The 12,159-nt window shown below is 67.6% G+C and carries 15 protein-coding genes and 1 tRNA gene; 12 read left to right on the top strand and 4 right to left on the bottom strand.

Features of this window, described 5'->3' with window-relative positions:
• Positions 1–9: 9 nt before the first annotated feature.
• Positions 10–243, bottom strand: coding sequence for a hypothetical protein (locus tag ON23_RS20125; RefSeq protein WP_063012258.1), 234 nt, complete (start codon positions 241–243; stop codon positions 10–12).
• A gap of 55 nt (positions 244–298) precedes the next feature.
• Positions 299–1,822, bottom strand: coding sequence for a DUF222 domain-containing protein (locus ON23_RS20120; protein ID WP_039780064.1), 1,524 nt, complete (start codon positions 1,820–1,822; stop codon positions 299–301).
• 125 nt (positions 1,823–1,947) lie between these two features.
• On the opposite strand from ON23_RS20120, the gene ON23_RS20115 reads away from it, so the two are divergent.
• Positions 1,948–2,020, top strand: a tRNA-Ala gene (locus ON23_RS20115).
• Positions 2,021–2,487: 467 nt separating this feature from the next.
• Here ON23_RS20115 and ON23_RS20110 read toward each other — a convergent pair.
• On the bottom strand, positions 2,488–3,192 hold the full coding sequence (locus tag ON23_RS20110) for a TetR/AcrR family transcriptional regulator (protein WP_039780062.1): 705 nt from the start codon (positions 3,190–3,192) through the stop codon (positions 2,488–2,490).
• A 135-nt stretch (positions 3,193–3,327) separates the two neighbouring features.
• Here ON23_RS20110 and ON23_RS20105 point away from each other — a divergent pair, with 135 nt between their 5' ends.
• The 6 genes from ON23_RS20105 to ON23_RS20080 are packed head-to-tail and all read left to right on the top strand — an operon-like array spanning position 3,328 to position 7,763.
• Positions 3,328–4,551 carry an oxygenase MpaB family protein gene (locus ON23_RS20105; RefSeq protein WP_039780061.1) on the top strand — a complete coding sequence of 408 codons (1,224 nt, stop codon included), beginning with the start codon at positions 3,328–3,330 and terminating at the stop codon, positions 4,549–4,551.
• A gap of 51 nt (positions 4,552–4,602) precedes the next feature.
• The gene (locus ON23_RS20100; RefSeq protein ID WP_039780060.1) at positions 4,603–4,905 is read left to right on the top strand and encodes a hypothetical protein; all 303 of its coding nucleotides are present in this window, start codon (positions 4,603–4,605) and stop codon (positions 4,903–4,905) included.
• Complete coding sequence (locus ON23_RS20095) at positions 4,902–5,882, top strand: FAD:protein FMN transferase (RefSeq protein WP_039780059.1); 981 nt, start codon at positions 4,902–4,904, stop codon at positions 5,880–5,882. The genes ON23_RS20100 and ON23_RS20095 overlap by 4 nt, the downstream gene beginning before the upstream one ends.
• Positions 5,879–6,445 carry a ferric reductase-like transmembrane domain-containing protein gene (locus tag ON23_RS20090; protein WP_039780086.1) on the top strand — a complete coding sequence of 189 codons (567 nt, stop codon included), beginning with the start codon at positions 5,879–5,881 and terminating at the stop codon, positions 6,443–6,445. Before ON23_RS20095 ends, ON23_RS20090 begins: the two co-directional genes overlap by 4 nt.
• On the top strand, positions 6,442–7,533 hold the full coding sequence (locus ON23_RS20085; protein ID WP_051042939.1) for an NADH-ubiquinone oxidoreductase-F iron-sulfur binding region domain-containing protein: 1,092 nt from the start codon (positions 6,442–6,444) through the stop codon (positions 7,531–7,533). The genes ON23_RS20090 and ON23_RS20085 overlap by 4 nt, the downstream gene beginning before the upstream one ends.
• Entirely contained in the window at positions 7,524–7,763 is a 240-nt protein-coding gene (locus tag ON23_RS20080; protein ID WP_039780058.1) for a ferredoxin, read from the top strand. Before ON23_RS20085 ends, ON23_RS20080 begins: the two co-directional genes overlap by 10 nt.
• A 34-nt stretch (positions 7,764–7,797) precedes the next feature.
• On the opposite strand, the gene ON23_RS20075 is transcribed toward ON23_RS20080, so the two are convergent.
• On the bottom strand, positions 7,798–8,046 hold the full coding sequence (locus ON23_RS20075; RefSeq protein WP_039780057.1) for a hypothetical protein: 249 nt from the start codon (positions 8,044–8,046) through the stop codon (positions 7,798–7,800).
• Between the two features lie 461 nt (positions 8,047–8,507).
• Between ON23_RS20075 and ON23_RS20070 the strand changes: the two genes are divergently transcribed.
• The 5 genes from ON23_RS20070 to ON23_RS20050 all read left to right on the top strand — a co-directional run.
• Positions 8,508–8,732, top strand: a complete 225-nt coding sequence (locus ON23_RS20070) for a hypothetical protein (protein ID WP_039780056.1) — start codon at positions 8,508–8,510, stop codon at positions 8,730–8,732.
• Positions 8,733–8,734: 2 nt separating this feature from the next.
• Complete coding sequence (locus ON23_RS20065; RefSeq protein ID WP_039780055.1) at positions 8,735–8,926, top strand: hypothetical protein; 192 nt, start codon at positions 8,735–8,737, stop codon at positions 8,924–8,926.
• Positions 8,927–9,230: 304 nt separating this feature from the next.
• Positions 9,231–10,049: an MlaE family ABC transporter permease gene (locus ON23_RS20060; protein ID WP_039780084.1), complete on the top strand. Its 819-nt coding sequence runs from the start codon at positions 9,231–9,233 to the stop codon at positions 10,047–10,049.
• A 1-nt stretch (position 10,050) separates the two neighbouring features.
• Positions 10,051–10,914: an ABC transporter permease gene (locus ON23_RS20055; protein WP_039780054.1), complete on the top strand. Its 864-nt coding sequence runs from the start codon at positions 10,051–10,053 to the stop codon at positions 10,912–10,914.
• Positions 10,915–10,923: 9 nt separating this feature from the next.
• The coding region (locus ON23_RS20050; protein WP_039780083.1) for an MlaD family protein at positions 10,924–12,159 on the top strand (1,236 nt) is incomplete at its 3' end.

Here is a 12,159-nt window from a genome sequence, read left to right as displayed (position 1 = left end):
TAGCGGCGCTCAACAGATTTCGTCGTCGCCGAGTAGCACCTCGTAGATGCGATTGCGCGCGTCCGCGATCGCGTTCACGGTGTCGCGCAATTGTCCTGCCATGGCGGCATAACCGGTGCCCGCGGCCGTGCGGTCGAGTTCGGATTCCAGCCGGAGCCGCAACTTCTCGAGCGCGGCGATCCGTTCCCGTTCCACCCCGGCGTCGATAACGGTCGGCGCGGGTGGGCGATCCTGGCAAGTCATGGTGTTCGCGGTGTCCTCCGATCACTCGTGTATGCAGTGGTGGAACGAAAGATGTTCAGCGCCGGTAACTTTCACCCGCCAGGAGACAGTCCTCCGGAGTGCCCTCCGCGAGGCGTCGATGCACCAGGGCGTGATCTCCGATCGGGTAGGCGGGGTCGAGCGTCGAAACAGGCCATGCCACAACGGATGTGGATACCGGGCCCGCGCCGACCCTCGGCGTCTCGGTATCCCGATGCGGGAACAGGTAGCGAGCCACCTCGTCGACCGTGGTGTGCACGTCGCCGGTCGGACTCGTCCACTGCACCCGGTTCGCATCGAGCCGGCGCACCTCCCATCGGGTCCGGTGCTGCACGGTGAGCAGCGCCAAGCGGGAATGGTGGGGACACAACGCGATCGACTGTCGACCCGGCGAGCTCGAGTGAGGCGCCCGTGCGGCCGCATGACGATCGCTGTGCGGATCCGCGGCTTCCAGGTGCGGGGATTGTGATTCGACCGCGCCATGCCGATTTCTCGGGCCGCGGACGGCATCGCCGAATCGATCCACATGGGTAGTGCCCGTGCTCCCCTCCGGCGCGGGCACATCGGTTGTCGCCGCGGGCATTACGCAGCCCGGGAATGCGCACAGGCCGTCGATTCGCATGGCGGATTCGGCGATGGAGACCGATTCGCCCCGTTCGACGATCCGCCGCGCAAGTTCGGCGTCGATCGGCCCGTAGCCGGCCAGATAGGCGGGCTCCTCGCTGTCCCCGCTCAGAGCTTCGGCGCTGACACCGACCTGGATCAGCGGGCGGCGAGTTCCGGCACGTCCGGACGTGCGTCGCGCATCCGACGCTGGGTGTCCGGAAACTGTTGCGGTGCAGCGCTTTCCGCGTCCACAGGCGCAGTCGAGCCGCTCCGCGCCCTCGGCGAGGGCGACGAGTGCGTCGGCGCGGCGTTGCGGCATGGTGCGCGGGTCAGCAGGGCAGACCTCATGGGCCATATCGCGCAGGCGCGTCGCGACCGTCTGTGCTCCGTCCGCGGGTAGGAGACCCGCCACGACCGCCGCGCCGTCCTGGACCGCGGTCAGGCGGATATCGCGGCATTCCTCGCGCTGTTCCCGCCGCCGTTGCTCGCCCGGTCCGTCGAGTCGGCTCAGCCAGCGACGCGCGGTCTGCCGTAGTCGGGCCGGTGTGGTTCGTGCGGCGGCCTCGACCAGCGGGACTTCCAGATCGGCCAGCAGATCGGAGGACAGTCCGCGCGCATTGTCGACGATCACCTGCACCCGCGACAGATCGATGCGGCCGGATCCGAACGCCTCCCGGGTATGCGGCAGTGCGTCCAGTGCCAGCCCGATATCGATCAGCGCGGCCGCGACCTGTTCGGAAACCTGCACCGCCATCGAGACTTCCGCCGCGGCGAACTCTCCCGCCCGCACCCCGCCCGGTCCGGGCGCGGCGTTGCCGGCGCGATGCCGCCGATACAACTCGCGCACCGCCCGCACCTCCGCCGCCTGTGCGAATGCCGCCGCCCCATGTGCCCGTCGCAGCGCATCGACCAGCCCCTCGTCGCTCATCGCCTGAAGCTCTCCGCCATCGAACATGTGTTCGAGTCTATCGTTCGAACGTGTGTTCCACCACCCCTGTATGCAGGCGATTTGGTACGCCGAGTCCAGGTGGTGTAACTTCTTTCAAGCACGCGGGGAACACCCCCGAGGTGCGAAAATCTGGGGCTATGGCGCAGCTGGTAGCGCACCACACTGGCAGTGTGGGGGTCAGGGGTTCGAGTCCCCTTAGCTCCACGTACCTGTGGGCCAGGATGGAAATTTCCATCCTGGCCCACAGTCGTTTCCGGGCGCCGAATCCGCTACCGCGCCTGTCGATTCCGTTCGTCGTGAGCGTTGTGCCCGCCCTCTGCTGATTCTCCGCATCGCCGTCGGCTCCGCGGTCGCGCGCCGGTTGCTCGGTCGCCTCGGGGCGCGGGATCGCGACCGCTCGGCTGCTGCCCTCGACCGGCTCCCAGCCGCCTCTCGGCAGTTCCCGCGGCACCTCTAAGTTGCTCGTCATTCTTCGCTGAAACAGTAGACAGCCCTGGGTTTGGTTATGTATGTTAATCAATATTCTGAGCTGCCGAGAGGCGGGTCCGGCCGTTGGACCCGCACCGCTCGCGGCAGCCGCCCTCTCACCGTGGAGACGGAGGCTTCGACGATGAACCCCTATGTCCTGATTCAGAATCTGCTCAACCAGCTCGATCTCGGATCCGCGGGGATCAGCGCTCAGTAGCGGGCGCGTCCGCGTCGGGGTCGAGGGGCGGCTCGAGCATCGGAACGAGATAGTGCCGGGCGAGGGCCGCTACCTGATCGTCGTCGTCGAGGTCGATGACCTGGCTGGGGACCGCCAGATAGGAGGCGGAGATCCGGACCATCAACTCGGCCACCAGATCGACGTCGACCTCCTGGGCGACATGGCCGGCGCGCTGTTCGCGGCGGAGCTGATCGGCCACGAACCGGCGCACCATGGCGACGGTATGGCCCTGATCGCCGATCATCGATCCGACGAGCATGTCGGGCTCGGCGGCGAGCAGGCCGCCGATGATCGGGTTCTTGCGGATCACCTTCAGTGAGCTGACGAAACCCAGGACGACCCGGTCGGCTGCCGTGCGCGCGTGCCGGATGTCGACCAGGAACTGGTCGAAATAGCGCCGGTATTCGCGCACGATCACCTGCTCGACCAGGGCGTCCTTCGTTGCGAAACGGCGGTACACGGTGATGCGGGAGACATTGGCCCGCCGGGCCACATCGTCCATGGTCGAGCGGCGGACGCCGAGGGCGCCGAACTGTTCGACCGCCGCGTCGAGGATGCGCGAGCGGATGTCGTCACCCTCGTCGACGCGGTCGACCGCGTCGGTATACGCGCGTTCGAGTGGTGACGTGCCGTTCTCTGAACCCTTCGAGGGCGGTGATCCAAGCTTCACGGTGTCCTCTCACGCGCTTCGTTTCGAAAATCCTGACAACTTCTTGTGATCGCGGCCACGGTGTGGTCTCATCAAGATACTCAGAAACAGAGTTTGTATCTCTGTATCTGCTTCTCAATGAAGAGGGACAATAGCATGGACGGACTGGGTCTCAGCAGGCGCGATGCGCTGCGAGCAGGCGGTGGTTTGATCGGCGCTGCGGGCGCGCTCGCGCTCGGCGCGCGGACCGCGCGGGCGGATCCGTGGACGTGGTCGCCGAGCGGTTCCGTGGTCGGCAGCGGCGGCGGGGCCGACCCGCTGACCGTGTGGGATCCGGAGGCGGATCCGGTGATCGCCGATGTCATGGACCACCAGGACATTCCGCGGATCAACAATCTGCTCCGGACCTGGGTGTACAACGATCAGCCCATTCCGGACGGGTTGCCGCAGAATATGCGCGACTTCATGGAGTACGCGCGGCAGCTGCCGTCGTGGGCGGACGAGGCCAAGATGGCGGCCGGCTTCGAATTCAACAAGAAGCGCGGAACGTATCTGGGCGTGCTCTACGCCTTCGCCAGCGGCATGATGGCGAACGTCATCCCGCACGAGGCGCGCGCGGTGTACTACTCCCGGGGCGGTTCGCACCTGAAGGACCGCATCGCCAAGACCGCGAAATTCGGCTACGACATCGGCACGGTCAACGCCTATCAGCCGGGCGGCGAAATGATCGTGACCTGCGTCAAGACCCGCATCATCCATGCCGCGGTCCGGCATCTGCTCCCGCAGTCGCCGCATTGGCCGAAAGAACACACCCCGATCAGCCAGGACGACAAGATGGTCACCTGGCACAGCCTCGCCACGACCATCATGCGGACCTTCCGGACCTGGAATGTGCAGATCCCGGTGGCCGAAGCGGAGGGCTACCTGCACACGTGGCAGCTGGCCGGCCACTTCCTCGGCATTCGCGACGAGTACATCCCCGCGACGTGGGAGCAGGCCGACGCCCAGGCCAAGCAGCAACTGGACCCGATCATCGAGGCGACGCCGGAGGGTATCGAGCTCGCGCACAACCTCATGGACCTGGGCTTCGACCTCGATCTGACACTGCTCAGCAAGCCCATTCTGGGCGCGTTCACCCGATTCATCCTGGGCGACAAGATCGCCGACGATCTGCGGATCGCGCGCGAACCGGTGTGGGATCCGTTGCTGAAGTTCAGCTGGGGACCGTTCGTCGCGGTGCGCGAGGGCGTGATGGGCGTGATCCCGCCGACCGCGGACGCGACCTGGCTGTTCGACGAATTCCTGCGGCAGTTCGTGCTCTGGTACATGGCCGAACTGCGGATGCCGCTGAGCATCGAAATCCCGCAGACCAACCGCTGATTCGCCGACTTCGCGGGCGACAGCGGTATCAGAGGTGAAGGTAGAACAGAGATGACAACGAACCCGAATCTCTCGCGAATCCGACGCGGCGCCACCGGAATATTCGTCGCCGCGACGGTCGCCGTGGGTGGCCTCACCGTGGAATTGGCGGTGCAGGGCGGAACCATCGGCCATGCGGCGAAACCCGCGGGAGCCGTGCCGCGGGTGTCCGTGGACGTGCACGCGGCCGACCGGGTCTCGGTACCGACTTCCCCTGCGCCGCAACCGGAAAGCAGTCGGCCGGGGGAGTGGACGCCCACACCGCCGGTGCAGAATTCCGACAGCGAGCCGCACGAGCACACCGCCGGGTCATGAGCACCGCGCGAGGCGCGGCGGTGGCCTCGGAGACGTTTCGGGCGATCGGGACATCGGTCGTGGTCGTCTGCACCGATGCCCGGGAGCTGGCTCGCGCGGCCGACCTGGTCCGCGCGCGGCTGGACGACCTCGATCGTGCCGCCTCGCGCTTTCGCGCGGATTCCGAACTCGCGGTGATCAATTCGCGCAGTGCCGAATCGGCGCGCGCGGGTCGTTCGGAGCAGTTGCGCATACCGGTCGGCACGACCCTCGGTTCGTGTCTGCGGGCGGCGATGCGCACCCAGCGCCTGACCTCGGGGTTGGTCTCGGCCTCTCTGGGGGCGGCGCTGATCGCCTGCGGCTACGACGACGATCTGGACGCGGTGCGTGCCCGCGGCGACGTGGGCCCGCCCGCACCCGATCGGATCTCGATTCCCCTGCGGCACATGATCTTCGACGAGCAGCGCGGGGAGGTGGCGCTGCGCCCGGGGACCGCGCTGGATCTGGGCGCGAGTGCCAAGGCGTGGGCGGCGGATACGATCGCCGCCGAACTGGCCGCGACCGGGCCCGGTGGCTATCTGGTGAATCTGGGCGGCGACATCGCCGTCGCGGGCACCGGCCCGCCGCGGGGCTGGTCCATCGGGGTACGGGACTGGAACGACGCCGTGGTGCAGGTCGTCACCTCGACCGGGCAGGCGTTCGCGACCTCGTCGACGCGGCTGCGCACGTGGGTGCGCGGCGGCATTCGCCGCCATCACATCATCGACCCGCGCACCGGCCGGTCCGCCCGGACGCGGTGGGCGCAGGTCACCTGCGCGGGACCCGATGCCGTGCAGGCCAATGCGGCGTCGACGGCCGCGATCATCCTCGACGATCAGGCGCCGCGATGGCTGACCGATCGCGGCGTGCCCGCCTGCCTGATGACCGTCGACCACGAGGTGGTGACGACTCCGGGGTGGCCCGCCCCGACCGCGGCGCGGAAGCGGCACGTGTCATGACCAGCCCGTGGCTGTGGTACGTCTCGCGCGCCGCCGGGGTGGTCACCCTCGTACTGCTGACCCTCGTCGCGCTGCTCGGGATGTTCACGGCCGCGCGGGTGCGCCCCCGGCTCGCGGTATCGGCCGTGGCGATGGGTCTGCATCGCACGCTGGCCCTCGGCACGATCGTCTTCCTGGCCGCGCATATCGTGACCGCGACGGTCGATACGTACGTCCATCTCGGATGGCTGTCGACGGTGGTGCCGTTCACCGCCGGTTACGAACGGCAGTGGGTCGCGCTCGGCACCCTCGCCCTGGATATTCTGCTGGCGGTCGTCGCGACCTCCGTGCTGCGCCACCGGCTGCCGACCCGGATATGGCGGGCGGTGCACCTGTTCGCCTACGCGATGGCGCCGCTGGCGGTCGGGCACGGACTGACGATGGCCTCGGCACAGGATCCGGCGCTGGTCGCCGTCACCGTCGCCTGCGGTGTGGCGCTGGCGGTCGGCGCCGTATGGCGCTGGGCCTTCCCCGACGCGGATCGACATCGTCGCTCGGACATCGCTTCTCAGGAGTGGACGTGACTGGACTGCCGGAGATGCTGGCGGCCGCCGGGCTGCGCGGTCGCGGCGGTGCGAACTTTCCCACCGCCGCCAAACTCGAACTCGCCGCCCGCCACCGGGCCGAGTTGATCGTCAATGCCTGTGACGGAGAATGGGATTCGGCCAAGGACGCCTGGGTCGTCGCGCACCATCTGCCCGAGGTGCTCGACGGCGCCCGGCGCATTACTTCGCAGCGGGTGCGGATGGCCGCACACCGGGGTTCGCGGACGCTGGCCGTACTGGAGGCGGCGGGCGTCGACACCCTCGCGGTGCCCCGGCGGTATGTGTCGTCCGAGGAATCGGCACTGGTCCGGCTGGCGCACGGCGGTCCGGCGCGACCGGTGATGCGGTTCGAACCGATCACGGCCGGCGGCCGGGACCCGCGCGGGCGGCGACTCGCGCCGACACTGGTACTCAACGTCGAAACGGTGTGGCGGATCCAGCAGATCGCCGAGTACGGGCCGGGCTGGTTCCGCTCCTACGGCACGGCCGACGAGCCCGGCCCGCGGCTGGTGACCGTTGCCGACGGTGTCCGCGCCCCCGGTGTCCATGCCGCGGAGGCGGGCCTGCCCGTCTCCGAAATCCTCGATCGGGCAGGCGGTCTCGCCACCTCCCCGCTGGCGCTGTGGGTGAACGGCCTGAGCGGCGGATTCCTGCCCGCCGAGGCGCGACATACGCTGTGGTCGCGATCAGCCCTGGCGCCGTTCGGAATCGGGCCCGGCGTCGGCACATTTCGTGTTCTCGCCGCCGGCAGCGATCCGTGGCAGGTGGTGCTGTCCGCGCTGACCTATGCCGCGGGAGAATCCGCCGGCCAGTGCGGCCCATGCATGTTCGGATTGCCCGCGCTGCGCGACGATCTGAGCGACCTGCTCGCGCGGCGAGCCCCGGCCGAGACCGCCGAGCGGCTCCTGCGCAGGCTCACCCGTGTTCCGGGGCGAGGTGCGTGCCGCTTTCCCGACGGCGTGGCGCGGTTCCTGGCTTCCGCGCTGGATGTGTTCGGCACCTCGCTTCTCGTCGAAAGCCCGGGGAGCGAACGCTTTTCGGCTCACAAGGATGAATCGTGTCCCTGACAACTCGCGTCCTCGGCATCGCCCGGCCCCCGTCCGGCGTCCTGGCGGTCGATCGCATCGCCTGCACCGGCCACGGCATCTGCGCGCATGTGCTGCCGGAGCAGATAGTTCTGGACGAGTGGGGTTATCCCGTTCTCACCGACGCCGAGCCGGACCCCGCGCTCGCGACCGAGGCGATCGGGCTCTGCCCGGCCGCCGCCCTGCGCTGGGTCCGGCTACCGGTCAGCTGACGAGCGGATGCGTTGGCGCCCAGCGTATTCGAGATCACAGCTCCGTGCGCACCGTCATCACCGTGGGCGCCGACGTACCGGACCACCCGCACGGCGAGGCGCAGGTCGCGATGACCGCATCGGTGATCGTGCCGTCGCTGTAGAGCGTGGTGCGCAGCACGGCCTGCGCCGGGTAGCCGCAGGCCTGGCATTTGCCGAAGTAGTTGAGAATTTCGCGCGATCGGACAGCGGCGATACTGCGCCGTCCGGATGCGCCGTCCGGATGGATGGTTTCGCTGGGCACGGTGATCCTTCGATTCGGTGGACCCGGCGGCGTCGGTGAACGACAATCGAGCCGGCCGGGATCCGCTGCCGAGACCGGCGATCCCCCTGCGATACCGCCGGGCTCACGCACCGGTCGTGCCGGGCCCGTCGTCGTCACGCCGTGGGCCTTCGCGTCCGACGGTCGGCGGCACCCTTCCATGCTAATCCCTGCGACTCCGGATGTGCAGGAATTCTCGGTAACTTGCCGCTTGCGGTCGGCTTCCACGACCGTCGCCACTGATCGTATGAGCACCGACTATTCACCGTCCGACCAGTTCCGGGCGACAACTTCACAAAACGTGAATTTCCAGTAACATACGCATGCGGGCCCGCGAATCGCCGGGGGACCGCGGCCGGCGGGCAAGGGTGCCCGTATCCGGTGCGTGCGGGAGGTGCGTGCACCGGATGTCCGGCCGGATGGGTGAAAGGACTTGCGTCGCAATGCTGAAGCGACTCGATCGGCTACTGAGCTACGAGATGAAGGTGTCCGAATTTCTCGGGACGCTCATCATTCTCGCCGTGCCCTACGGCATCATCGGGGTGATCTGGACCCTGACGCACACCGCGCACCTGAAGCAGATGCACGGCATCGACGTGGTCATCTCCTTCCTGGGATCGATCGTGTGCTGGCCCGTGCTCACCTTCTCGAACGTCTGCATGACCTAGTCATGATGGCGCTGGTGTGGCTCATCGACATCTTGGTGATCGGAGTCAAGATCCTCGGTGGGCGAATCAAGGTCGATCCTGTGCTCCGATTCGGCCTGTGGGTCGCGGTGTTGTGTGCCGTGGGCGCCGGGATCGCACTGCTCGGGGCGCTGTTGGTGCTGCTGCAGCACTACTTGGAGAATCTCCCCGAATGAGCCCGGCGACAGCTGCGTGAATACGGAATATTACATAACTTGGCGCCGCTGCATTCGTGCCGGGAACCTGTGCAATCTCGCATTCCATCTGATTCGAGACCGCGAGAACAGCCGATAACTTACTATCTTGTGTCGCACCGAATCGGTGTGTAACACTTCACACGCTCGACGCCCGGCAGCTCCGTTGTGGCTGTCCGTGACACGCGGCGAGCGTGAGAAAGGAACGACCGCTGTGACGTCGACCCGAGCCTCCGATCGGCCGGACCCGCCGGCTCCGCCCTGGCGGACCACCGACGAGGGCGAACTGCAGCGACTCGTCGATGCCGCCGGCGGCCTCTGGCGCCGGCATCCGCAACGCTCGCTGGAAACCCTCGGCCGGCAGGTCGCGCTGGGGCGGGAGGCGTTCGTTCAGCTCTTCGTCGCGATGATCCAGCGCCGGTTCCCGTACCAGGAATTCATCAGGCAGTGCGCCTTCATGGCCAACGTCTCGGCCGCGCCGACGGTGTTCGTGGCCATCCCGATCGCGGTCGTGGTGTCCATCGAGGTCGGTGCGCTGGTGAACCAGGTGGGCGCGACGACGTTCATCGGTTCGGTTGCCGCACTGGGAATCATCCGGCAGGGCGCGCCGCTGGTCTCCGCGCTGATGATCGCCGGCGCGGTGGGTTCGGCGATCTGTGCCGACCTCGGATCGCGGACGATCCGCGAGGAGATCGACGCCATGCGGGTGATGGGTGTCGATCCGGTGCGCCGGCTGGTTGCTCCGCGGCTGGCCGCGGCGGTGCTGGTGAGCGTATTGCTCTGCGGCTTCATCGTTTTCGTCGGATTCGCGACGGCCTACATGTTCAACGTGTACGCCCAATCCGGCACGCCCGGATCGTTCATCGGATCGTTCGCGTCGTTCGCGGTGGCCAGTGACCTGCTGATCGCCTTGACGAAGGCGGCGATCTTCGGCGCGCTCACCGCGATCATCGCCTGCGATGTGGGTCTGCACACCAGCGGCGGCCCGGCCGGTGTCGCGAATTCGGTGAACTCGGCGGTGGTCAGCTCCGCGCTGATGTTGTTCGCCACCAACATCATTCTGACCCAGCTGTCGAATACCCTGCTCCCGACGAAGGTCGCCTGAGATGGCCAGTTCCTACACGCCGCCCGCGGCCCGGCCGCTGCGGGCCGTCGGAAATGCCGCGCTGGCCCCGGTACACGCGAACCAGCGCCTCGGGCATCAGGCCATCACCTTCTTCCAGGCCCTGGCCGCGATCCCGTTCGTGGTCAAGCACTATCGGAAGGAACTCGCCCGGCTGACCGCCGATGTGAGCTGGGGCAACGGGTCGCTGATCGTCGGTGGCGGCACCATCGGCGTCGTCTTCATCCTGTGTTCGTTCGGCGGGATCATCGTCGGAATGGAGTCGTTCACGGCGTTGAACCTCCTGACGATGAGCCCGCTGACCGGCGCCATCGCCGGTTTCGCGACCACCCGGGAGTTGGCGCCCATCCTGGCGACCCTGGCCTTCGCGATTCAATCGGGCTGCCGGTTCACCGCGCAGCTGGGCTCGATGCGGATCTCCGAGGAGATCGACGCGCTGGAATCGTGCGCGATCCGGCCGCTGCCCTACCTGGTCAGCACCCGGATGATCGCGGCGACGGTGACGATCGTCCCGCTCTACAGCGTCGGTCTGGCCGCCGCCTACCTGACCACCAAACTCACGGTGCTGTTCCTCGGCGGCACCACCGCGGGGACCTACGACCACTACTTCTTCCAGTTCCTCATCGGGCCGGACGTGTTCTATTCACTGCTGAAGGTCGTGATCTTCACCCTGCTCGCCACCTTCATCCAGTGCTACTACGGCTATGTCGCCAGCGGCGGGCCGGAGGGAGTCGGAGTGGCGGCCGGGCGGGCGATCAAGATGGTGATCGTCGTGATGGTGTTCGCGAATCTCTTTCTCACCCTGGCGATCTGGGGCATCGACCCCGGATTCCGGATCTCAGGATAGGTGTCGTTCGTGATTCTCGATCCCAGTGGCCGCGGTGCGACCGCGCGCCAGCTCACGCTGGCGGGTCTCGCGATGCTGCTCGTGGTGGCCGCGCTGCTTTATCTGCTCGCGCTGCGCTACACCGGTCGTTTCACCGAGAAGGTTCCCGTCCACGCCGTTCTCACCAGTACCGGAGACGGGCTGCCCAAACATGCCGACGTGAAATTCCGCGGCATGGTCGTCGGCACGGTCGATTCGGTCGAGGTGGTGGCGAAGGGGGAGCGGCAGCGCGCCGATATCGCGCTGAAACCGCGTGTCGCCGAGGCGATTCCGGCCAACGTCACCGCGCGTGTCATTCCCGACAATCTGTTCGGCGTGACCGCGATCGAATTGGTCGACAACGGGCCCGATGCCGCGACACTGCATTCCGGCTCGACCATCGCGCAGGACACCGGTGCCGCGACCATTCAATTGCAGACCACGCTCAACGTCCTGCGCAATGTGCTGAGCAATATTCAGCCCGAGAAGCTGGGCCGGGTGCTGGCGACGCTGTCCGCCGCGCTGGAACCGTCGGCGCGGGTGCCGGGTTCGACCGTGGAGCGGCTCGACACCTGGCTCACCCAGGTGCACGGCATTCCCGAAATCGGCGATCTGCTGGGTGATCTGGGCCGTGCCGCCACCGCACTGAGCCAGTCGGCGCCGGAATTGGTGGGAGTGCTGTCGGACTCGGTGACGACCGCGCATACCCTCACGGAGCGCCGCTCGAATCTCGTTGCGCTGCTGACGAACGCGGGTGGCGCCGTCGACTCGGTCAACCACCTGTTCGCGCGCAATCCGGACTCGGGCAAATTCCTCGTCGCCGGTCTGGACGATCTGTTCGGCGGCCTGGCCAAGGATCCGGAGGCGATTCCGTTCACCGCCGCCAACCTCAACACGGCGTTGCAGCGTCTGAAGACCACGTTCCACTGGGGACCGAAACAACAGATGGTGTGGGCGATGGACGCCTCGCTCACACCGTTCCAGCAGTACACCGCGAAGGACTGCCCGCACTACGGTGACCAGTACGGTCCGCGCTGCGGTGGTGCGACAGTGCCGAATGTGGCTCCGCCGCAGGAATATCCGCAACAGCAGCTGCCCCGCTGGCTCGACGCGGCCGGCCCCCGTCCGACGCCCGCTCCCGCGGCGCCGACCGCACCCGCGCAGCAGCCGCTGATCCCCGGCCTGCCCGCCCTGCCCGGCGTTCCGGCGCTGCCCGGTCTGCCGAGC

Origin of the sequence: Nocardia cerradoensis NBRC 101014 (genome assembly GCF_000308535.1) — a bacterium.
Lineage (GTDB): Bacteria > Actinomycetota > Actinomycetes > Mycobacteriales > Mycobacteriaceae > Nocardia > Nocardia cerradoensis.
The sequence above is the reverse complement of the archived record's forward strand: the minus strand, read 5'-3'. Positions and strand labels throughout refer to the sequence as shown.